This window comes from Acinetobacter sp. FB (assembly GCF_056033405.1).
Window position 1 is genome coordinate 2652890 of sequence record NZ_CM148502.1, and the last position, 24071, is coordinate 2676960.

The 24071-nt window shown below is 37.0% G+C and carries 21 protein-coding genes; 6 read left to right on the plus strand and 15 right to left on the minus strand.

Annotated features, from left to right (window positions below; genetic code table 11):
* Positions 1–2 precede the first annotated feature (2 nt).
* On the plus strand, positions 3–746 hold the full coding sequence (locus tag AC0JIQ_RS12630) for a pantothenate kinase (protein WP_178882727.1): 744 nt from the start codon (positions 3–5) through the stop codon (positions 744–746).
* Here AC0JIQ_RS12630 and AC0JIQ_RS12635 read toward each other — a convergent pair.
* Both AC0JIQ_RS12635 and ffh read right to left on the minus strand, forming a co-directional pair.
* Entirely contained in the window at positions 716–1303 is a 588-nt protein-coding gene (locus tag AC0JIQ_RS12635; protein WP_178882726.1) for an RBBP9/YdeN family alpha/beta hydrolase, read from the minus strand. The two genes, AC0JIQ_RS12630 and AC0JIQ_RS12635, sit on opposite strands and share 31 nt — an antisense overlap.
* Positions 1304–1460: 157 nt before the next feature.
* Positions 1461–2867 carry a signal recognition particle protein gene (gene ffh, locus AC0JIQ_RS12640; protein ID WP_004663664.1) on the minus strand — a complete coding sequence of 469 codons (1407 nt, stop codon included), beginning with the start codon at positions 2865–2867 and terminating at the stop codon, positions 1461–1463.
* 147 nt (positions 2868–3014) lie between these two features.
* Between ffh and AC0JIQ_RS12645 the strand changes: the two genes are divergently transcribed.
* Together AC0JIQ_RS12645 and AC0JIQ_RS12650 are read left to right on the plus strand one after the other, a co-directional pair.
* Positions 3015–3824 (plus strand): cytochrome C assembly family protein, encoded by an 810-nt coding sequence (locus AC0JIQ_RS12645; protein ID WP_046740082.1) that lies wholly within the window; start codon positions 3015–3017, stop codon positions 3822–3824.
* 80 nt (positions 3825–3904) lie between these two features.
* On the plus strand, positions 3905–4828 hold the full coding sequence (locus tag AC0JIQ_RS12650) for a tRNA-dihydrouridine synthase (protein ID WP_474201862.1): 924 nt from the start codon (positions 3905–3907) through the stop codon (positions 4826–4828).
* 46 nt (positions 4829–4874) lie between these two features.
* Here the strand turns inward: AC0JIQ_RS12650 and AC0JIQ_RS12655 are convergent, their stop codons facing one another.
* The 8 genes from AC0JIQ_RS12655 to AC0JIQ_RS12690 form a co-directional block, all read right to left on the minus strand.
* Positions 4875–5924, minus strand: a complete 1050-nt coding sequence (locus AC0JIQ_RS12655; protein ID WP_474201863.1) for a DUF6160 family protein — start codon at positions 5922–5924, stop codon at positions 4875–4877.
* A 107-nt stretch (positions 5925–6031) separates the two neighbouring features.
* A complete protein-coding gene (locus AC0JIQ_RS12660) occupies positions 6032–8638 on the minus strand; it encodes a DUF6160 family protein (protein WP_474201864.1) in 2607 nt (868 codons plus the stop codon).
* A 35-nt stretch (positions 8639–8673) separates the two neighbouring features.
* Complete coding sequence (locus AC0JIQ_RS12665) at positions 8674–9453, minus strand: DUF6160 family protein (RefSeq protein ID WP_241281873.1); 780 nt, start codon at positions 9451–9453, stop codon at positions 8674–8676.
* 14 nt (positions 9454–9467) lie between these two features.
* Entirely contained in the window at positions 9468–11810 is a 2343-nt protein-coding gene (locus AC0JIQ_RS12670) for a hypothetical protein (protein ID WP_474201865.1), read from the minus strand.
* Positions 11811–12052: 242 nt separating this feature from the next.
* Positions 12053–13456, minus strand: coding sequence for a hypothetical protein (locus tag AC0JIQ_RS12675; RefSeq protein ID WP_474201866.1), 1404 nt, complete (start codon positions 13454–13456; stop codon positions 12053–12055).
* Between the two features lie 347 nt (positions 13457–13803).
* Positions 13804–15243, minus strand: a complete 1440-nt coding sequence (locus tag AC0JIQ_RS12680; RefSeq protein WP_474201867.1) for a hypothetical protein — start codon at positions 15241–15243, stop codon at positions 13804–13806.
* 258 nt (positions 15244–15501) lie between these two features.
* Entirely contained in the window at positions 15502–16071 is a 570-nt protein-coding gene (gene dcd, locus AC0JIQ_RS12685) for a dCTP deaminase (RefSeq protein WP_004663684.1), read from the minus strand.
* Between the two features lie 114 nt (positions 16072–16185).
* Positions 16186–16779, minus strand: a complete 594-nt coding sequence (locus AC0JIQ_RS12690) for a LysE family translocator (protein ID WP_004663686.1) — start codon at positions 16777–16779, stop codon at positions 16186–16188.
* A 312-nt stretch (positions 16780–17091) separates the two neighbouring features.
* Here AC0JIQ_RS12690 and AC0JIQ_RS12695 point away from each other — a divergent pair, with 312 nt between their 5' ends.
* A complete protein-coding gene (locus tag AC0JIQ_RS12695; protein WP_004663687.1) occupies positions 17092–17664 on the plus strand; it encodes a DUF2062 domain-containing protein in 573 nt (190 codons plus the stop codon).
* 18 nt (positions 17665–17682) lie between these two features.
* Here AC0JIQ_RS12695 and apbC read toward each other — a convergent pair whose 3' ends face one another.
* The 3 genes from apbC to AC0JIQ_RS12710 form a co-directional block, all read right to left on the minus strand.
* Positions 17683–18912, minus strand: a complete 1230-nt coding sequence (gene apbC / locus AC0JIQ_RS12700; RefSeq protein ID WP_474201868.1) for an iron-sulfur cluster carrier protein ApbC — start codon at positions 18910–18912, stop codon at positions 17683–17685.
* 161 nt (positions 18913–19073) lie between these two features.
* On the minus strand, positions 19074–19610 hold the full coding sequence (locus AC0JIQ_RS12705) for a hypothetical protein (RefSeq protein WP_004663689.1): 537 nt from the start codon (positions 19608–19610) through the stop codon (positions 19074–19076).
* Positions 19611–19800: 190 nt separating this feature from the next.
* Complete coding sequence (locus AC0JIQ_RS12710; protein WP_474201869.1) at positions 19801–20337, minus strand: GNAT family N-acetyltransferase; 537 nt, start codon at positions 20335–20337, stop codon at positions 19801–19803.
* A gap of 107 nt (positions 20338–20444) precedes the next feature.
* On the opposite strand from AC0JIQ_RS12710, the gene AC0JIQ_RS12715 reads away from it, so the two are divergent.
* On the plus strand, positions 20445–20942 hold the full coding sequence (locus AC0JIQ_RS12715; protein ID WP_346511565.1) for a hypothetical protein: 498 nt from the start codon (positions 20445–20447) through the stop codon (positions 20940–20942).
* A gap of 25 nt (positions 20943–20967) precedes the next feature.
* On the opposite strand, the gene AC0JIQ_RS12720 is transcribed toward AC0JIQ_RS12715, so the two are convergent.
* Positions 20968–21429 (minus strand): hypothetical protein, encoded by a 462-nt coding sequence (locus AC0JIQ_RS12720; RefSeq protein WP_474201870.1) that lies wholly within the window; start codon positions 21427–21429, stop codon positions 20968–20970.
* A gap of 200 nt (positions 21430–21629) precedes the next feature.
* Between AC0JIQ_RS12720 and metG the strand changes: the two genes are divergently transcribed.
* A complete protein-coding gene (gene metG / locus AC0JIQ_RS12725; protein WP_474201871.1) occupies positions 21630–23687 on the plus strand; it encodes a methionine--tRNA ligase in 2058 nt (685 codons plus the stop codon).
* A 60-nt stretch (positions 23688–23747) separates the two neighbouring features.
* On the opposite strand, the gene AC0JIQ_RS12730 is transcribed toward metG, so the two are convergent.
* Positions 23748–23984, minus strand: a complete 237-nt coding sequence (locus tag AC0JIQ_RS12730) for a hypothetical protein (RefSeq protein WP_474201872.1) — start codon at positions 23982–23984, stop codon at positions 23748–23750.
* Between the last annotated feature and the right edge of the window lie 87 nt (positions 23985–24071).

The following is a 24071-nucleotide window of genomic DNA, read 5'->3' on the forward strand; positions in this document are numbered from 1 at the left end:
TTATGAAAAGTCTATGGTTGGATATTGGTAATACCCGTTTAAAATATTGGATTACCGAAAATGATCAAGTGCTTGAGCATGCTGCAGAATTACACTTACAATCACCTGCCGATTTACTGTTAGGCTTAATTCAACATTTTAGACATCAAAATTTAAGTCAGGTTGGGATTTCGTCTGTTTTAGATACAGAAAATAATCAACGTATTCAAATGATCCTCGATATTTTGGAAATTCCAATTATCTTCGCTCAGGTACATGCTAATTATGCAGGGCTTCGTTGTGGTTATGATGTCCCAAGTCAACTCGGGATTGATCGTTGGTTACAGGTCTTAGCAATTTCAAAACCTGATCAAAACTTTTGTGTGATTGGCTGTGGTACAGCACTGACCATCGATTTAGTAGAAGGGTTACAACATTTAGGCGGTTATATTCTGCCAAATTTATATTTGCAACGAGATTCACTCATTCAAAATACCAAAGGTATTAAAATTCCTGACTCTGCATTCGATAATCTGAAACCAGGACACAACACCGTTGATGCTGTGCATCACGGTATCTTGCTAGGTCTAATTAGTACCATTGATCAAATTATGCAACAATCACCTAAACACCTGATTTTAACAGGTGGAGATGCCGATATATTCGCCAAATTTCTGCAACATCATCAGCCTTTGATTGAATCTGATCTCTTACTTAAAGGACTAAAAAATTACGTTCAACTTAAGTCAGCATTAACCAATGTTTGAAGTATCTGGAACAACTGAGGAAACATTGAATATCCATCTTCAGTACGGAAATGCCCTGCCTGAACAGCTTCAATCAGTTGGGCATTCAGTAAATTTGAAAATTTAAAAGTCAAAGGCACTGGGACAATAGGATCATTCGTAGAAAAGAAAACAAGGCGTCTTTTAACATTGGCTCGGATTACGCCACTGGTAAAATTTGAATGCTTGATGAATTCATCATATTCAGGAAATTTGGGTATAGGCTCATTAAAAGCAGCAATAAATAGGCATGCTTTCAACTGAGTTTGTTGCAGACGCTTTGCTAGAAAGTGAGCCACGGCAATACAAGACAATCCATGGGCAACAACAATACTCTGTTCATTTAAATCTTGTAGTTGTGTTTCTAAACAAGTTTGCCAAATTTCAGCTTCTGGGTGATTCGAATCCGCAAGGAATATTCGTTCAGCGGCAATTCCTTCAGATTTTAATTGTTGTTCTAACCATAAATACCAATGCTGCTCTGGATTTGCATTTTCACAATGTAATATAAATACCTTACCGTTCGAATTATGTGACATATATAACACTTTATAAATATAAAACAAATACTTAAAATTATTGTGTCCCTTATTCGTTTATTTTCATATTGATTTTCTGTATTAAATTGATACTTAGATGCACAAATAAGATTTAACAAAAAAGGCGCAATTTGCGCCTTTTCTAGATAGCTTTAGGTTATTTTTTTGGTTCATTACTACCAAATAAAGGTCCCATGTTACCGCCACCAAATTGTTTTTGCATATTACCTAATGACTTCAACATTTTGCTCATTCCTGACGGATTCGCAAATTTCTTCATCATTTTCGCCATTTGAGCTTGTTGCTTAATTAATTTATTCACTTCAGCAACATCCATACCACAACCCGCAGCAATACGTTTTTTACGGCTTGGATTCATCAAATCTGGGTTACGGCGTTCTTTAATGGTCATCGATTGAATAATCGCTTCCATTTTTTTCACTTGCTTTTCAGGATTTGCTTGTGCAATCGCATCTTGAATACCAGAGTTACTCATGCCAGGCAACTTATCCAAGAAGCCCATCATACCGCCCATCTTGCTCATTTGCTCAAATTGCATCAGCATATCTTCAAAGTTGAAGGTTCCGCCTTTCTGCAATTTCTTCGCCATTTTTTCGGCTTTTTCTTTGTCGATTTTGCGTTCAACTTCTTCGACTAAAGAAAGTACGTCACCCATACCTAAGATACGTTGTGCAACACGATCTGGATGGAATGGCTCAAGTGCATCTAGTTTTTCACCGATACCCAAGAACTTGATCGGTTTACCTGTAATCGCACGAACAGAAAGTGCAGCACCACCACGTGCATCACCATCAGTTTTAGTGAGAATAACACCAGTCAAAGCCAGAGCATCGTTAAACGCTTTTGCTGTATTAGCAGCATCCTGACCTGTCATCGCATCGACAACAAACAGAGTCTCTGTTGGCTTAACTGCAGCGTGTAATTCTTTAATCTCATCCATCATGTCTTCATCGACATGCAGACGTCCTGCGGTATCAACAATTAAAACATCAGCAAACTGGATTTTAGCTTGTTCAATCGCACGATTAACAATATCAATTGGCTTTTCAGATGCTTCTGATGGAATGAAACCCACGCCAACTTCATTCGATACTGTTTCTAACTGCTTAATTGCGGCTGGACGATAGACGTCAGCAGAAACAGTCATTACTTTTTTCTTTTGGCGCTCTTTCAGAAAACGCGCTAATTTTGCGGCAGTTGTTGTTTTACCCGCACCTTGCAAACCTGCAAGTAAAACCACGACAGGTGGCTTTGCGCTTAAATCTAGAGTCTCATTTGCCTCACCCATCATTTTGGTGAGTTCATCATAGACAATTTTTACAAATGCCTGACCTGGAGAAAGCTGAGTCATGACTTCTTGACCGAGAGCCTCTTCCTTAACCTTCGCGATAAATTCACGAGTTACAGGTAATGCCACATCGGCTTCAAGAAGTGCCATACGTACTTCACGTAAGGTATCTTTAATATTGTCTTCGGTCAGCTGCCCTGAGCCAGTAACATTTCTTAAACTCTGTGTGAGTCGTTCTGTTAAGGTATCAAACATTGCGAAATCCGCTTAAAATGGCTAGTTGCAAAAAAATCTTTCTTAAAATAGAAAATTTATGCGTAAGATGCTATAGGATACTGTAGTTCGAAGCGAATTTACATCTTATATAGTGAATATTATTCAACCCCCTGAAAAAGGTTTGACATGATCAGTCTCCCCTTGGTTTACACAATTTTGGCACTTGTAGCCTATACCAGTTCTTTTTGGTATTTGTTTATACGTTTGATGTCAAAACGTACTCCAAATCTTTGGTGTTATTCGATTATGATTGGTCTAGGGCTACTACTGCATAGTACTGTGCTCTATCAAGATATGATGACACCAATTGGCGTGAATTATGATGTATTTAACCTGATGTCATTCACTTCGGGGCTGATGTTAGCACTCAGTTTAATTTTAAGTTTAATTCGACCAATCTTGCCATTAAATTTAATCGGCACTCCTGTTGCCGCAATTGGTTTAATTTTAGGATATGCTTTTAGTCAACCGAACCAAGTGATTGAACAACATAGCTTAGGTTTAGATCTTCATATCATCCTCTCTTTATCAGCTTATGCTGTTTTACTGATGGCAACTATTCATTCAGTATTACTTTGGTTTCAAGATAGAGAACTTAAGAAGAAACAAAAAAGACGAATTTGGGTTAACTTACTTCCACCATTCCAAGTGATGGAATCAGTACTCTTTGATTTAATTATCACAGGTTTTGGCTTACTCACTGCTGCACTTCTCTTTGGCTTTTTTACAATTGATAATTTCTTTGCTCAGCATCTTGCTCATAAAACCGCTTTTAGTATTATTTCATGGTTTTTATATGGTGCGCTTTTAATTGGGCATTACAAATTTGGTTGGCGCGGACGTAAAGCGATTCGCTTTACCATTACAGGTTTTATCTTACTTGCAATTGGTTTTATCGGCAGTAAGTTTGTTTTAGAAATGATTTTGGGACGTTAATTTCTAGCTTCATAATAAACTAGACAGCCTATCTGAAAATGCGTATAACGCTGTATTCTTTTAATTAGGTAATAATAATCGTGAAACTTGTGCTCGCTCCAATGGAAGGTCTAACTGATCCGATCATGCGTGATGTACTCACTCATGTTGGCAGTTTTGATTGGTGCGTAACCGAGTTTATTCGTATTACCGATAGTATTCTTCCAGATCATATTTATTATAGTTTTTGTCCTGAACTCAAAAACTCAGGTAAAACTGCGGCTGGTACACCAGTTCATGTTCAATTTCTTGGCAATAATCCAGAAATGTTAGCAGCAAACGCAGCGAAAGTTGTTGAACTCGGTGCTCCAGCAATTGATCTTAACTTTGGTTGTCCCGCTAAAACTGTTAATCGTCATCGTGGCGGTTCTGTTCTATTGGATGAACCTGAAACCGTACACCTCTTAGTTAAAGCAGTTCGTGATGCTGTACCTGCACATATACCCGTTTCAGCTAAAATGCGTCTGGGCTATCTAGATGAAAACCACACTTTAGATAATGCACATGCGATAGAAGATGCTGGCGCAAATTGGCTTACCGTACATGCACGTACTAAAGCAGATGGCTATACCCCACCTGCCTATTGGGAAAAAATTCAGCCAATCGTCGAAGCTTTAGACATCAATGTGATTGCGAACGGTGAGATTTGGAATAATACTGATGCCAAAGCTTGTATAGCGCAGTCAGATTGCCATGATATTATGATTGGTCGAGGTGCTGTGACTACACCGGATTTAACCTTATGTATTCGAGAGAATAGTGATCAAGCTATCCTTTCTTGGCCAGAGTTAGTGCAACTCCAACAACGTTTTTTAAGTGGCCAGTACAAAACTGAAATTGGAATGATCGGACGTTATAAGCAATGGTTAGGTATGATGACGAAAGCCTATCCTGAAGCTCAAGAGCTTTGGGCTAAAGTAAAAAAAGAGAAACAACTGGAATTAATTCTTAATCATATAAAATAAAAAAACAGGGAATTTACATCCCTGTTTTTATTTTATAATCAATAAATTACATTCCACTAATTTTCATTTTTAAATTAGTGATTGATGCACCAGTCATTCCAATATTACCAATTGAATTATTTTGCAATCCATTAAATACATTAGGATCAGGGGTTGCGATCGTATTTCCTAATTTGATGTTATTTAAGCTTAAATTAAAGTCATCCGTTTTATTTGGATTACCAAAAACAATGCCACCAACTTCAGTACTTGTAGGCCCTTCAATTCCAGCATAAAAACCATTTAAACGGAAACCAGTAACACTATTCGTTGCTTTAAACTGAAAATCAAAACTAGCACCAATTGGTGTCGTTGTTGGATCACCTGAGGTCGTATAATCAGAAACAAGCATCATATTACAACCTGTGCCTGTACCACAAATTGAATCGATAGCACCACCGAAAAGAATCATTTTACCTTGAGGCGATGCGCCTAACTGAATATTCATTGTTGGTTTATTAGATGCTAGAAATTTAATATCAAAATTATCTTTTACACGTAATAATTCTTTTACACCTGACTGAAGCTTAATAGCTGTAGTTACATCAAAAATTGATTTTCTCGTATACGTACTACCACTAATACTTGATAAATTGTTGGCATCAGCTGTGTAGATAGAAAAAGGTTTTATACGAAACCCTGTGTAGTTTCCACTAAAAGATAAGCCAATATTTGCGAAAGCACCTTTAGTACCAACCCCTTTATCCGTATCCATAACAACATTTATTGTTGGAAGAGCAGTATCAGCATTACTAGCATCAATACCTACGATTGCAACTGGATTAGGTTTAGATGCAGTAAGTGGTGTTTGTCCTGCTACTCCAGCAATCACTAAACCTGCACGATTTACATAATCTGGAGAAGTATAAGAACCATTAGATAAACCATCAGTATCAATAATACCTATTTGATTGAATTCAACTTTAGAATTATTGATTGAAATATTAATACCATCTTGCCCAACCGCAGATGCAAGACTTTGATCATCCATAGGCTGCATAGCCATTGCATAAGGGCTTAATAACAACAAGCATCCTATAAATTTTTTTTTCTTCATTGTCCTAATCCTTAAGACAAGTGGCTAATTTATGCTCACAATTCTAGCACAATATTATTCAAGTACAATATTTTAAGCGATGTAGTTAAATAATATACCCAAATACATTAGTTTCTTGGAATAATACCTAGCTGGCTACTTAAACGCCCGCCCGTTAGTACCATTTCTCCAAGTCGAGCACCAGCACCGCTTGTAGGCGGATACAAGTTGATATCTCTTGCTCTAAATACACCTGCAATTTTATCAGCATCAGTGCCAATCCCATTTGTACCAGACGGGTTAAAAGTTAAACCTGTGTTGAATCCAACCATTCCTTCTCCAGAACTATCTCGACCAACAACAATTGCATTATTAAAAGACATTTTACCTGTCAAATTATCTAATCCTAAAGTTGAACCATCTACCGGATCGCTAATTTGAATTGTGTTATTTGAACCTGTTAATTCAAAATCACCTACGATATTTAAACTATTCCCACTACCATCACTTTTATATTCATTATTAGGAATAAGAGAAAAATCCATATTCCCCCCTACTCTTAATTTTAGCCCTAGCAAGACATCATCTTTTAAAGCAAAGTTATTGGTTGGAGCTGAACTACCACTTGCACAACCAACAGCACCCGCATTTTGAGCACATGTTTTATATGTTGAACCAGGTAAATACCCAGCAGCAAGTTCTGCTGACATAACAATTAACATATCTTTAAGGCTAACGTTAAAACTACCTTTTTCAACACCAATCGTTCCAGCCCCTTTTAGAAGCATATCAACGTTTCTTAATCCCATATAATAGTTAGCTGGCTGAATACCATTACCAGCGTTATTATCATTATCACCACCATCAATAACTAAAATTGATGTTGTTTTATTTCCTTGAGCAACGAAACTACCATTCCGATCAATACCATCTGTACTCATTGCAAGAGAAAAACCTAATCGAGGTGTTTGCCCAGTACCTACAGCAGTTTTAGTACCATTCAAAGCATAGCTATAAACAGTTGAGGCATCTGTTTTAGTACCATACAACGCCATATTTGCATTTAAATTATAAAAAGGTAATGCCAAGCCCCAAGAGTTTAGTTGGTTGGTTGTAGAATTTGAACCATCATGCTCTGTAATAGCTTGATAACCAGATGCGGGATTATAGGTTGCACTATTTGTAAAACGACCACGGCGTGAAATTGCTTGGAATTCTGCGCCACGTATAGCAAGTAATATACTGTATGGGTTAGTATTTCCAGTACCAGTATGAATATTCTGGGTATAATCAGCTGCATTGGTTAAAAAGTTACCGCTTGTACCGCCAAAACGACTGGTTTGGAAGGTATAGTTAGCAGGTAAGACAACTGATTTTGAATCTACAAGATTTATATATATATTACCGCTGTCAAATGATCCGCGAGACCCAGACTGAAGTCCTGTCAAATTACCAAATTCAAAGCCGTATGTATTTAAACCCGCACCACCAATTTCCAAAGTTGTTGCATTTGACTTTTCAGCACTACTCAACGTTCCGTCCATGTTAGTGTCTAACATCATATCGGTATCAGTAGTGAAGTCGGCTTTCATGCGAAATGCTATGCCTGAGTTACCCATAATGTTACCACCTAAGGCACTTGCTCCGGCGCCATTATTAGCTGTACCCAGAATATTTGTATTATTGGGGTTACCATATTGACCAGCTGCGATTGTCGGATTTGAGCGTCCTGCACTTTCAAGACCCCGAACTTGCAATGATCCATTAACCATACGACCACTAGCACCAACTCGAATTAAACCGACTGCACCTGTTGGGCTTTTTGTATCTGACGTTACAGCGTACCGTGTATTATTATCCGTATTTGTTACGTTTTTATTGGTCATAAACTCTAAGTTCAAACCAGCATTTGTCGCCTTATTTGAGCTATTTTTATATGACTGTGCTGTGATTGCAGCACTACCACTATCTTCGACTCTCGTAAAATCAACATAACCTAAAGTTGAACTCGGTTTATCTGTTGTTAAGGCATTAGCTGTACCAACAGAATTGGTTTGGATTCTTAAACCTTCTTTATCGTCAACATACATAACCCCTTTACCTAAAAAGTTAAAATTAAGGTTCTTAAGTATTAGTTGGTTGAGTTGATTATTGACATCTACCTGACCTAAATAAAGGTTAATATTTTTTAAACCTAAAACTAAACTAGATTGACTTGTTTTACTAAATAAACCATCTCTAGTTTTAAAATTAAGACCGATTGCAGAACTTGTTTGAATACCTAGAGTTCCTACTGGTTCACTACAACGAGCAGTAGCTTCAGTATCACAAATCTTAAAAGCATCAACAGTAATTAGAGAAGGGTTACTCGATAAATCTAAATCAAGACCTGACTTTCCAGCATCACTACCAATATTAATTTTATAATTTGTACCAAGAGCTAAGGCAGAAGCGTTACTTTGTCTAATTTTAAAACCTTCGGCTATCGCTCTTAACTTTGTATTGGTCGCACCATTACTGCCTCGACCTGCATCATCTTCCCAGTAAAATTGTTGAACATCGACAGCATCATAAGTCGTTGCTATCTGCACACCATCTTGACCATTTACATTACGTAAATCACTATCATTCAAGCTTTGTAAAGCAAATGCAGAGTGACTAACCAACATTAAACTCATCGCTAATGTTGTCATTGTAAAACAAGTTGTTTTGTGACTTTGGTTATTTTTTTTCATCACTTAAATCCTTGTGAATCAATAGAGTAATGATATTAGCAACGAGGGTGGCTGCCATCACAACCAAACATCATAACTTTACCTTGCAATGCAAGATTTCCATTCATCTGCATACCCATAAAACCAGTTTCTCGACCCGTATCATAGTTGTTTGCAGTCGTAGCACCACTAGCAACCGTACCCGTACTTTGTGCTTTAGCAGCATAAGTAGAGGTTTTTAAATATCCATAATCACTTGCAGTCGTGCTTGTTTCTTCAATTAAGTTACCAGTATTATCGTAATATGAGAGTACTTTATCTTGTTCAATAGATAATGCGTTAAAACCAAAGTTACGAATCTGGATCGGTTTAGAAGCATCAAAACTCAACTGAATAGCAGGTTTAATTTTATCGACACCACTGTCATTTTTATAAACTAGATCGACACCATCCAATCCTAGCTTTTGAATATTTACAGTCCCTTGAATGCCTTTCATGACCAACCACAATTTTCTACCTTTGGCTGTACTATTAGGATCACTTGCTGCTTTTGTCCATAAATCTACAGTATCACCTACATTTTGTTGTACAAAACGCTTATTAAATGAAATCGCCAAACGACAATATTCCAAATTCGTACAGTTAAATGTCGGTGATTTCGTTGAATCCTGTAAATCAGCATTCGACATGACATTTTGATTTAAAGATAACTTTAAAGATAAATCAGCTCCAGCTTGCCCTTCTACTGCTTGTAAAGCTTGATTATCTAAAACTTGTAATTCTGCATGAGATAAACTAGCTGCTGCAAGCAATAAAAATAAACTCATTTTTTTCATGGCGAAGCTCCTGCTTATAGTCCAGCTGTTGTTATTTTCATATGCTGGATCAGTAAACCATCAATTACGGCTGATCCCATATTATTTAAACCGACATTTGGCGTCGAGGGTGCAGGATTAGAAGTCCACTTCGTACCACTATAATTCGCCCCAGTTCCCTGATTAGCATTCCATGTTGGTAAAGCTGCCCAAGCAGGTATGGTAATCTGACGGGCGGTGTTTGTACCTGCTGTGTAGGCTGTGTGTGCGGTAGTTGGATTATATCCAGCAGCAATTTCAGCTACATCAAAACTTTTTACATCAATCCATCCCGCTTCACCACTACCATTCGAAGCACCACCGGTCATTGCGAAATCGAAACAAGTATTCGATGTTCCCGTTCCATTGGTACAACGACCACCGTCTGTAGCCCAATCAAAATACGCTCTGAATGATGTAAAATTTCGCCAACTACTTGAGTTAATATTCACACCATAAGGATTTGCAGCTACACCAGTACTATTCAAGCCCGTTGCATAGGTCCATCGGTTTTGTTGGTTCGCTGTTGTACTCGTCGTATTGTTTGTACAATCAGGAGTTCCTGATCCGCCAGCTACACATCCAATTGGGGTATAATAAGTACGAAGACGTGCCTCAAGTTGATAATATGTATTTGTTTTAGCAGCAATATTTGTCGTTCCTGTTGGTATTAAACCAAATGAGATACCAATTGCATCTTGAGTGGCTGTACCTTTAAAAGCCTGAAGTGTCTTTCCACTATCAGGAGTTTCGACTGTTCCAATACTGATACTACTATGAGTCGCTAATTTTTTATTTGTTAATGCTGTCGCTGAATAATCATCACGAGGAGATCCCCCTTGATAACCTGTTAATTCACTTGTACCACATTGATAAACGTTACATGTTGAGCCTAAATAACTTGCATCTAACCCAGTGTAATCTGTATAAATTTTCTTATAAATTTCTTCTTTATTTGGAATTCTGGTAATTTCCAAACTAAAGTTTTTACCATCAGAGCCTAAAATAACTGGCTGATATAAAGAGCCTAGAACTAAGTTAATATTAGGATTGTACATAAACAATCCTTCATTTGGTGAAAAGTTCGGCGCTGTTGTTGTACCACTTCCGCTAATACCAGGACTAGCCAATAAACCTTGTGCCGTACCCGTCGTGCAGCCATTTAGATTACCAGAACCACATTCTTGTGTACTAAAACGCAGTACACTATTGACTGTTGGCATGGTAAAGCTCCAAGCACCAATCGAATCAGTCGTATCTTTAGTTCTTAATTGATAAATTCGACCATTAAATGTTGCATCAGTAGGTTCAGTACCTGAGTCAACGTAATTCAAATCCTGAGTAGAGTAACGCAATGTTGTCGTCTGTGACCGACTAACGGTAGGTCTTGTAATGCCCGCTCTTAGACCACTTGCATCACCACTATTAAAACGCAAAATACCAGACATACCAAAGGTATTGTTATAAAAATAACTCAAACCACCTGCATCTGTCGCACCTTTCAATGTCTGAAACATTTGCAAATTGCTACCATTGATACTAAAACCATTCCAAACACCTTGAAGTCGAAGTCTATTGGCTCTTTCAGCTTCTTCTGTTCTTGGTGTATGTGTTGTGCTAAATAACTCACCCAGCTTAAATTGATCAGCATTCCCTTCAGCTTTACTCTGATCACGAATAAAAGCATCCGCCCATAATGCCAACTTTAAGTTATAAGCATCTAATCCATTCGCAGCTGTCGTTGGCCGTGTAGTTTCATATAATGGTGCTTCTAAATTAAGATAGGTAATTTGGCAAGATAAGTCGCTTACACCTGAGCAAGTACTTGCACTAAAATTGGGAACATTTTTTGCTGTAGTTGCTTTAAACAACCAAGGGTTAGTCGCTGTGCCCCAACTTCTAATCGCAGCATTTGCAATACCACTGGTTAGTCCTGAATCCAGACGGCTATTTGAATCATTATTTGCATTTCTAGAAATTGCTAAACCATACAAATAAAGATCTGCTTTACCCACCGAGTGATCAGCAGAATTTACATTTCCATCTTTGTTCGTATCTTGAACGGTAGAGGTAAGACCACCTACAGGCAGATAGTGAATATATCCTGTATCATTTATACGTTTTGTAGGATCTAGGATATCAGCCTGAGTTTCATTAGCACCAGCACCACGGAACACAAAATAAGAATCTTGTGGTAGTAATGCAATTCCCTCACCCGTAGTTTGACTTAAACCATCATCTGAAAGTTCTTGTAATGCAAAAGCAGATTGGCTTATGCAAAAACCAATTAGACTCGCTAAAACAGTTTTTTGAAATGATACCGTACGAACTGTAGTCATCTTGACCTTCCTGTTAACGATGCTCCGCACCACATTATTTTTATCCTATACAAGTGATTTAAATCTCTTAAACGAGAGAAGTGCTTCCAAGCATCACTCAAATCATAGGTCGACCTATGTTATTTCACATTCCATTATGCCGATTAATTACACAAATGCAAAACAAACTGGCTAAATGTTACATTTTTCCGATAAATGAAAATAAAAAAAGCAGCCGAAGCTGCTTATTAAATTTTTTGGGCTTAGCAAAATTTCAACGTCCCATAACAGTTCGGGGTGAAATCTTGTTTCGCCAATTGCAAATCAATCAATGTCATACTTGCATGTGCAGCATTTACCAAATCTACTGTTCCCACAGGAATTGCACTACCTAAAAGACATTGTGATGCAATAACTGAACCACACTGAATTGGATTATCCGTCAAATATTGACTTACTTGAGCAAGTGTATCATTTAAAGTAGCTTTAGGAATATCTACTTTCAGAGTTGGATCAATCTTTCCAATATCAATCGGATTTGAGAACTCTAACCACCAGCCTTTTTGCGAAACTGAAACATTATTTGTCCATTGAATATCTTGAGATTGAAGAGACAATGATGCCGCTGTTCCATTTAAACTTGCTTTATGGAAAAAACCCAAACCTTCTTGAATTGCCACATCAACCGTTAAATTTTTAATCATACCTGATGTACTTTTATTATTTAGGTTAATTAAGCCACCTGCGTTTGCACTCAAAGTACCACTAAGGTCAATATCACGAACCAACGCTGTTGCAGTTAAAGGTGCCGTACTAATTCGTTTACCTGTAATTACTTGTTGAGGTAGTACTAAATCACCTTTTAGAATATTACTCCCTGTCGCTTTATCACGAAGATTAAGGTTGTAAGCTGTCGTAGTAAAATCTAAGGGAACAAAAAACACACAACATGCCTTACCGGTAATTGCATTATATCCATCAGATTGATTTAGAGTATTCCTTGCAGCCTCACCACTCACAAGACTCGTACCGAAACCATTAACTAATGCTGTACCTGTAGTTGCAGCAACTTGCATATAACCACTTAAAGAGTTAATACCATTCGGTGCCGCACTATTTTCATTACCAAAAGTAATCAAACCAAATGCTTTCTCTGCACTTAAATTCAGCCCCACAACTTCACGAGTAGCTGCACTATTTGGATTTTTAATAGCGAATTGAATGAAAGGGTTAGTTAGTTGAGCAGAAGAACCTACTCGTGCATTTCGATCTGTTGCACTATCTGTATTGGAAGTTGCCGAATTACCTAAACCAGATAAACTTACGTTATCAATATCAATATCACAAGCACCTGCGCCATTTACGCCACCACAGCCGAGTTGCAATTTTTTGATATTTACGTTCAGTTCTAAGAGTGCCTCAAGCCCTAATTTATAAAACCCAATACCACCATTACTTGGATCCGTAATGCCTGTACGTTGAGATTCTAAATTTGCAGTATCTTTAGGCGAAATATACGTCAGACTCATCAAAGCCTGACCAGTAGCAGCCGACAACTCACTATCACTCAGGGTTTTGAGTGTCGAAGATTCGGCATATGCTGAATTAAAACATAGGCTAGTCAGAGCAAAAAAAATCGCATAATAAAAGAATTTATACTGCCGCATAAACCGAACTCCATGTTAAAATATCCGTACAAATATGATTTTTATCAATTTAAAAAATCATCCCAACTCACTAAACTCTGTTTTCGTGAATACTGTACGAACTCTTGTCTTCTTGACTTTGCTGATAACGATGCTCCGCACCACATTTTTTTTATAGGCGATTTAATCTCTTAAATACCGATGTGCTTCCTAGCATCACTTAAAGCATAGGCTCTACCTATGACATTTAAGATTACATTATGCTGATAAATTACACAAATGCAAAACAAACTGGCTAAATGTTACATTTTTCTGATAAATGAAAAATAAAAAAGCAGCCGAAGCTGCTTATTAGAATTTTTATACAATTAGCAAAATTTTAGCGTGCCATAACAGTTAGGTGTAAATTTTTGAGTTGCCAACTCTAAATTTGTTAATCCCATTTGAGGGCGTGTCGCGTTAATTAAATTGACTGTACCAACAGGAATATCACCACCAAATAGACAATTACTGGCTAAGTTGTTTCCGCAAAAAATTCGACCTTCATCTGATTTCAAATAATTACTCACTTGTCTAAACGCTTCATTAAGTGTGGCTTTAGGAATATCAACATTGAGTGCTGGTTCAATAAATCCAATATCAATTGGATTTGAAAATTCTAACCACCAACCTTTTTGCGAAACTGAAACATTATTAGTCCATTGGATATCTTGAGATTGCAACGATAACGAAGCTGCTGTGCCATTGAGGCTAGCCTTATGGAAATAACCTAAATCCTCATTAATCGCTACATCAACCATTAAATTTTGGATCGTACCAGTCACATTTTTACCTGTTAATGGAACATTAATAAAACCTAAAGCTCTTGCCGTTGCATCAATTGTTCCAGTTAAAGATATATCACGAACTTTTGCTGTGGCTGTTAATGGCGCATTAGTAATACGTTTTCCAGTAATTGCTTGCTGTTCTAAAACTAAATCACCTTTCAAGACATTACTTCCACTAACCCTATCTCGTAGATTTAAGTCATAGGCTGTCGTTGTAAAAGGAATATTACCCGTACCAAACAATGTACAACAGACTTCACCTGAAATTGGGTCATACCCATCAGATTGTTTTAATGAACCTTTAGCATTTTCACCTGACACTAGACTTGAGCCAAAACCATTAACATTGGCAATACCTGTAGTCGCGGCAATTTGCATATAACCACTTAATGAATTAATTCCACTTTTAGCTGGACCATTTTCTAAACCAAAAGTTATTAATCCCAGAGCTTTTTCAGCACTTAAATTAAGTCCCACAACCTGACGAGTTGCAGCACTATTTGGATTTTTTATAGCAAACTGAATGAATGGATTTGTTAATAATGCAGATGAACCTGCACGTGCATTTCGATCTGAAGCACTATCAGTATTTGATGTAGCAGAATTTCCTAATCCACTCAAACTTAGATAATCAATATCAATATCACATCCAGTATTGGTACTACTTGCAGAACCATTGATCCCACCACAACCTAATTGAAGTTTTTTAATATTAAGATTCAACTCCAACGTACCCTCCAATCCCAACTTATAGAAACCAATTCCTCCATTACTAGGATCGGTTATCCCTGTACGTTGAGACTCCAAATTAAGAGCATCTTTAGGAGAAATATAGGTCAAACTCATCAATGCCTGACCTGTAGTCTCAGACATTTCCGTATCAGTCAAACTATATAATTTAGAAGAATTAGCATATGCATCACTTAAAAAAAATCCCCCAAAAGCCATTACCATAAACTGAATAGATTTAAGTTGCTTCATATAAATATCCCTACCTTTATTTTTATTACCTGTTTTTTTCAAATTAAATATAGTTATAACAATCCATATTTAATTATCATTAAAAAACATTGTTTACTGAATGTTTAAAATTAGACCAAAGATTATAAATATACAGAATAGTATAGTATTTTAATTTTATTATCAGTACCGTTCATCTGAAGTTGTTATTCAATATTTTTAGTCAAAAAAAAAACACCGTGTTTTCAACACAGTGTCTTAATAAAAAATTGAAACAGATTAGGTTTTCGGTAAAGTTACACCTGTTTGACCTTGGTATTTACCGCCACGGTCTTTATAAGATGTTTCACAAACTTCATCACTTTCAAAGAATAGCATTTGTGCAACACCTTCGCCCGCATAAATACGTGCTGGGAGATTCGTTGTATTTGAAAACTCAAGCGTAACGTGACCTTCCCACTCAGGCTCTAGCGGCGTAACATTCACGATAATACCGCAACGGGCATAAGTCGATTTACCTAAACATACCGTCAGGACATTTCGTGGAATACGGAAATATTCAATCGTACGTGCGAGAGCAAATGAGTTCGGTGGAATAATACAAACATCTGATTCGATATCGATAAAACTTCTGTCATCAAAATTTTTCGGATCAACAATTGCAGAGTGAACATTGGTAAAAACTTTAAATTCACGTGCGCAACGGACGTCATAGCCATAGCTAGACACCCCATAAGAAATCAATTTTTCTCCGTTTTCATCGAAACGGACTTGATTCTCTGCATAAGGTTCAATCATGCCGTGTTTTTCGCTCATTTCACGAATCCAACGATCAGATTTTATTGCCATGACTTTTATCCAAAATCTAAGTTAATGATTGGCGAGTACTTTAACGTAAAACGACATTAATGAAAACAACAGAACCCTGCTACCTAGATGGTTCAAGGCAGCAGAAAAATAGAATTAGAGATTAATTAGAGCTGAATAGCTAATAGGAATGGCAAAGCTGATCAGTACAACTGATGCTGTACGCTGTAACTTAGATTGAGACAACCATTTTACTTTATTGGTTGCCAACACAGCGCCAACTGAAATCCAAAATAGTGCAATTGGAAGAATGAGTGCAACAAAGCTACTCATATGCGCAACATAGATTTCTTGCGTTTGCCATGCTGTTGTTGGGAAAATTGCAGAAGCAAATAATAAAGCTTTAGGGTTTAATAATGTCGCACATAACAATTCTCTAGGTCGAATTGTAGGTTGATTTAAAATCACTTCTTGATTTGCTGTACGCCATAATTTAATCGCAAGAAAAATAATATACCCTGCACTTAATAGTTTTAAAAATGTTGGTAATAAAGGTAATGTCGCTGAGACTTTACCAATCAGCATTCCCCATGCACTGATCGCAATAATATAACCAATTGCTTCCGCAGGAATCAGCAATAGAGATTTACGCAATCCGACCTGAATACCAGAGGATGCAAGTAAAGTATTGGTTGGACCAGGAGTGAGCAAAATGGTTATCACTAAACCAATAAAAAACCATGAAATCATTGAATGACCTCACTAAAAGATAAATTCAGATTAATATAATTGCCAAATGATAGCAAAATTTTAACTGTAAGCACTTATGACGAGAGCCTATTTAAATAAATGTTTTATCTATATTTTATTAATTACAAGTACACTCTACTCAAGAGTCACATGAGTAAAAACACAGGCTAAAATACAACACATATAACGTATTCTAAGTATTCTTATTTTTTAACAAGATAAACTTTGGTGCTATTTTAAGTTTTCAATAAGTAAATAATGTTATTTTATATACATTCGTTCACTTTTCTCTTTAAATGTGTTCCCTCGCTTATGCCTAAGAAGTTTTTTAATAAGTGGCTGCCTTCATCAGAGAAAGTTGCTAGTCTAAAATTTATGAGAATTTTTGGTGAACGCACCTTAAATCCTCTACTTTGGTATGTGAACCGTCGTTCTATTGCGAAAGCCATGTTTATTGGAACATTTTGGGGAATATTACCTGTCCCTTTTCATAGCCTATTCATTATTTTGACTGTGTTATGGTTTGAAGTGAACTTGCCTATTGGCCTATGTATGGCTTGGTTAACTAATCCGCTCACTGTCGTTCCAATTCTGTATTTAGGTTTTTGGTTTGGAACTAAAATTTATCATGTGCACATGATCAATAGCGATATGCTTTTAGGGGTTTTACACCAAATTATCAATTGGCTTAAGAATTTTGGTCATGGTCATATTGATTTCAGCCTTGCGAAGATTCTCGTATCAGGGCTTGTGATTGAAGCAATTTTATTTGCGATTAGTTTTTATTTAATTACACATTTACTTTGGCGTTGGAGCGTAGTGAATGCTTGGAAAAAAAGAAAACAAGCACTGCAATCAAATAATGAAATTAAAAAAAGCCTCTAAATTAGAGGCTTTTCAAATTTAGAAAATACGATTTTCATCACGCTGACGTTTTGGCAATTTATCCATTTGTTTTAATACAGCTTGTGCGATATTGAGGTAGCTCTCTGCCGCTGCATCCTGAGCAATCACACTTGGTTTACCATTATCTGCATGTTCACGAATTTTTGCGTCTAAAGGTAAACGTCCTAATAAAGGAATATCATATTGCTCAGACAATTGATCTCCTCCGCCTATCCCAAAGATCTGTTCTTCATGTCCGCAATTAGAGCAAATATGTGTCGACATATTTTCAATAACACCGAGTACAGGGATATTTACTCTGTTAAAGAGTTCGATTCCTTTTACCGCATCCATAAGTGCAACATTTTGAGGAGTCGTGACAATCACCGCGCCTGTTACTGGAATGCGTTGTGCTAAAGTCAATTGAATATCACCTGTACCAGGTGGCATATCAATCACTAACACATCTAAATCTGGCCAAAGTGTTTGGTTAAAAAGTTGCATCAATGCACCAGTCGCTTTAGGACCACGCCAAGCCACAGGTGTATTGTGTGCACCAATCAAATGTCCGATTGAAAGCACAGCCATACCGTACGCATCTAAAGGCACAAAATTTTCATTTTCAATTTGTGGAGTACGTCCCGCATTCCCCAACATGGTTGGAATACTTGGACCATAGATATCTGCATCCAAAACACCGACTTTTAGACCGAGTTGTTGCAATGCAAGCGCCAGATTCACTGTCGTGGTTGATTTACCGACCCCACCTTTTCCCGACGATACCAATATTACATTTTGAATACGTGGATGTGCAGCCACATCGCGTTGTTGCGGTGCAGCTTTTTGAATCGGTGGATTATTGGGATCGACTTCCGCTTTAGGAGAAGCATCCATTACAGGTGGTAAATTGCTATTTTCTGCTTTTGGCTTCGATGAGCAGCTATGACCTGCTTCACCATGCGCTGCATGTTTTTGCTGAATAATATGTAAATTTAACTCTTGGATACCGCATTTTTCCAGAGCTTCAGCGAGTTCATCGTGAATCTGTCGTAAGTGATCTTTTTCTTGAGGAAAAGTATTAATCGTGAGTTGTAAAATTCGACCTTGTACATTCACTTGGCTGATACGATCTTTTAATGCATTTTCAGAATGTGGCAGCACATAATTTTGTAAAACAGTTTGAATTTCATCTTCCTTCACTTCTTGTGCTGGTGAAAAAACAGATTTTAAGGAAGAAAGCCACGACATTTTGTTTACTCCAAAAACAGACGATCAATATATCACTGAGTTTGGCTAGTTTAGCAGTATTGAACATTGGACGCTCATCCCAGAGAAGATAATTGCTCATTTTTTATGAACGTGTTTTCTTCTCTGAATATAAGCGTGAATCTTAAATAGTCATCAAAAGATTAACCTTTGAATTTATTTAATGTATCTGTTGCAGCTTTCTTTAAATCATCCAGTTTATGGCTCGCTTGAGCTTTTAGATCTTCAAGCTTAGCAGCTGCTTCATCTTTTAATTCAGCAGCTTTTGCTTTGGCATCTTCTAACTTATGGCTTGCTTCTTCTTTTAAATGATCTAATTTCTCTTTGGCTGCATGCTGAGTATCTGCCAATTTTTCTTTCAGCTCATCTGCTTTAGCAGATAAAGCAGCTTTACCCTCACCATACTGATCCGTTGCATTTGTTTTTAAATCATCTAAAGCTTGCTCACCCTTTTGCTTCAACTCATTCGCTTTATCTTTTGCTTGTTGCAGATCAGCTTTCGTTTGATCAAGATCTTTAGCTGCAAAGTTTTTAACGTCTTCGACAGTTTCCTGACCTTTCTGCTTGATGTCATTTCCAAGTTCGCTGACTTTATCTTTGGCTTGCTGTAAATCTGTTTTAGTTTGCTCCAAGTCTTTTGATGCGAACTCTTTTAACTGATCAATTTTGTCATTACTCATGTCTTGTTCCTCTTGTTATATCGTCATAAATTACTGTTGCTTTCGGTTATAGTTATACAAGATTCTACGGATATTTAGAGGAATTGCTGCAAATTGAAACAATTGGGATACAGGATGATTCAAATCATTTCTATTCGATAACCTTTTGAATTTTTAGATATAAAATTCATATAAAAGAATAACAGCAGTTTTACCCTTTATACTTCTGTTTAGATATTTCATACAGTACGTGCCAGCTTAATGGATGATTCAGATCTAAAGCAGGATGTTGAAATTCTGTGATCTTTCTCATTTTTATCTTCTCCATCACCTTTTGAGATTTTTTATTATCTAGTGTGGTAAAAGATACAACTTTTTCTAATTTCAACTGATCAAAAGCAAAAGCTAAGGCAGCATTTGCCGCCTCTGGTGCATAACCTTTCCCCCAAAAAGCTTGATCTAAGCGCCAACCAATTTCAACGCAAGGTGAAAAGGAAAACTGTGTGGGTTGATCATGTAAACCCACAAAACCAATAAATTGTTGGGTTTCTTTTAATTCCACTGCCCAAAAACCCCAACCTTGTTTTTGAATGATTGCTTTTAATTTATCTATATATACATCGCTTTCAGCGCGAGTTAGAACTTTTGGAAAATACCGCATAACCTCTGGATTAGCGCTCATCTCTGCAAAACTTGAATAATCTGTTTCTAACCATTGACGCAAAATCAGTCTTGGTGTTTCGATCATTTTTACAACCATCAAATTTCAATTAAAAACTATTCACAATATAAACAATAAGATCAGATATACTTTTGCATTATCGTAATCCTAACTTTATTGATAAAGCTTTATCTATGAATGAAAATGAACTTTTAGAAATTCAACATGAACTGCAAGCTCAAGAAAAGCGACTGAACTATATCCTGTCGAGTAAAAAAAGAATTCAAAATATGATTGATTCTTTTGAAGGTGATTTGGCAGAACAATTACTTCCTGTCATTCATAATGAAAGCAACGATTATGCTGGAATCGCAACAAGTTTGGCACTTTCAATTTGTTGGAAATTTTCAAAAGTTGAATTTCCAAAGACCGTTCATTGGTGCAGCGAAATGAGCATTAGCGACTTACAAGTTAAAGATGAATTTACCGCTGTAATTAAAGCTCAAGCTTGGTTGGGAACTTTAGGAAGTGATGAACTTTGGCAAACACCGCTATTTGCCGAAATTACAGTTGATCCAAAAACCAATAGTTTAAAAAGCTATCACATCCATTTCTTATCTAAAGGGAAAATCATCTCTTTAAGAAAGAATTCTAAGCAAAGTGTGACCGTTAAGCAGATGCAAAGTATGTAATCCTTCGGGATGCATACTTTTTTAATTAAAATAGAATCGCATTCTTCTTTTGATTTATTTTATTCATCACAAAATAACAACTGTTCGCCCCCATACAACTCAAAGCTAAAATCGGCAGCATCATGAAATACATCACAACACCAATTTTTAAAGTTGAAAAATCAATGTGGTTCACTTGATCTTCGAACAGAATCGTTAAGACAAGTAAAGCCCAAGCAACTAAGATCACAAAACTTATTTTTAAAAACTGGTATGAATCAAAAATCTGAGTGGGCAGTTTCAATACTGCAAAAACAATCAGATAAAAGATAAAAGCCAAAACGATGAGGATTGGGGTCAAATACATCATAACTTCCATGCCATCACTGACTACATGAAGCAGATGATTCTGTCGATAATTTAAGAACAAACAAAATGGAATCACAAAACTAAAAACAGAAACTAAACTGGCTGAGACTGATGAAAAAACTAATGACCAAGACCTCATTTTTATTTTCCTCTCTTTGATATTGTGATTATTCTCGATCAAACAGATGTACTTTGATTGAAGCCAAAGTGAAGCTTGTATGAAGTTTCAAAATAAGATTCCCTTCAGGCTAAAAAGATTTCACCGATTCCCTTGTGCAAGTCGCTCTTAAGTCATGTAAAATCATCCACCTTGTAAATACGAATGAGAGAACAATATCCGTGCGTAAAATTTTAGTCACCAATGCCCTTCCTTATGCCAATGGTCCTATCCATATGGGTCACTTACTCGGTTATATCCAAGCAGATATTTGGGTTCGTGCGATGCGTGCAATGGGTCATGACGTGACTTACGTATGTGCGGATGATGCTCATGGTACAGCGATCATGTTACGTGCTGAAGCGAATGGCATCAGCCCTGAAGCGCAAATTGCCAATGTTCAGAAAGAACACATTCGTGATTTTGATGGTTTTGGTGTGCATTTCGATCATTATGATTCAACTCATAGCGATGCAAACAAAGCACGTGCATCTGAGATTTACATCAAAAACCGTGAAGCAGGCAATATCGCTGTTCGTCCTGTCACACAATTATTTGATCCTGAAAAAGGCATGTTCTTGTCTGATCGTTTCATTAAAGGCACGTGCCCGAAATGTAAAGCGGAAGATCAATACGGCGACTCATGTGAAGTCTGCGGTACAACTTATAACGCGACTGAGTTATTAAACCCTCGCTCAACATTGAGTGGTGCAACGCCAGTTGAGAAATCATCAGATCACTATTTCTTTAAACTACCGAATTTCTCAGAATACTTACAGAAATGGACACGTGATCAAGGTCGTTTACCATTGTCTATTGCCAACAAGCTAGATGAATGGTTTGAATCAGGTTTATCAGATTGGGATATTTCGCGTGATGCGCCTTATTTCGGTTTTGAAATTCCAGATGCTCCAAACAAATATTTCTATGTTTGGGTAGATGCTCCAATTGGTTATATGTCGAGTTTTGAAAACTACATCAAAACTAAACGTCCTGATCTAAGCTTTGATGATTTCTGGAAAAAAGACAGCGATAAAGAAGTTTATCACTTCATTGGTAAAGACATCGTTTATTTCCACGCACTGTTCTGGCCTGCAATGCTTGAAGGTGCAAACTACCGTACCCCATCAGGTTTATTTGTGAATGGTTTCTTGACAGTGAATGGTCAGAAGATGTCGAAGTCTCGTGGAACATTCATCAAAGCTGAAACTTATTTACAGCACTTGAATCCTGAATATTTACGTTATTACTTTGCGTCTAAGCTTTCTGACAAAGTTGAAGATTCAGATTTGAATTTGGATGACTTCGTTCAAAAGGTAAACTCTGACCTTGTTGGTAAAGTGGTGAATATTGCCAGCCGTTGTGCAAAATTCATTAATACCAATTTCAATAATACGCTTTCAAATACTTGTGCTGAGCCTGAATTGGTTCAAAGCTTTATTGATGCGGGCGATTCAATTGCTCAAGCCTATGAAGCACGCGAATTTTCTGCGGCTATTCGTGAAATCATGGCACTTGCAGACAAAGCGAATCAATATATTGACGAGAAAAAACCGTGGGCACTTGCAAAGCAAGAAGGTCAAGAACAACAAGTTCATGATGTTTGCTCAGTTGGTATCAACTTATTCCGTCAGCTTGCGATTTACTTAGCTCCAGTGCTTCCAACACTTGCGGCTCAAGTTCAGTCTTTCTTACAACTTGAAAGCTTTGACTTTACATCTCGTCAGCAAGTCCTCGTTGCGCATGAAATTGCTCAATTCCAACCGCTTATGCAGCGTGTTGATCCTAAAGCAGTTGCTGCAATGGTTGATGCATCTAAAGACTCTTTAGCTGCTGCGGCAGAAGCGCCAAAAGTGGAAAAGAAAAAAGAGAAGAAAGCCGAGAAGAAGCCTGAACCTAAAGTGGGTGAAGCTGAAATTATTGGTATTGAAGACTTTATGAAAGTTGACCTACGTGTAGCTGAAGTTTTAGAAGCTTCAACTGTCGAAGGTTCTGATAAATTACTTCAACTCACTTTAAATGTAGGTGAAGCTGAACCACGCAATGTGTTTAGTGGCATTCGTGAGTTTTATCAGCCAGAAGATTTAAAAGGCAAATTAGTGGTGATGGTCGCGAACCTTGCACCTCGTAAAATGCGTTTTGGTATTTCTAACGGTATGGTACTTGCCGCAGGTAATGGCGAAGGTGTTTGGGTGATTTCACCTGAATCTGGCGCTAAAGCTGGTGATAAAGTTTCTTAAGATTTAAACCTTAAAAGAAAAGCCTCTACTGATGTAGAGGCTTTTTCTCGAAAAATTTAATTAATTTTTACCAGCTAACACTACTTTTAAAAATTCTTGGTCATCCATAGCTCGACTGTAGGTTCTATCATAAAAACTATTGAATTGCTCTAATTGACCTTTAAATACCATAGTTTTTTCTTGTAAATCAATAAAGTCCCAAAAAAGACAAGGGCTATTTTCCCGCTCTATACTTTGCAACATTATTTTAGAATATTCTGAATAATCATGTAAAAAAAGTTCTTTGATAATAATCATAGATTTTATCTTTTTTTTATCTATATTTAAGAAATTGTAATTTTCATCTGCAATTTTAAATGATAATTCTTTCTTTTTATTAATATA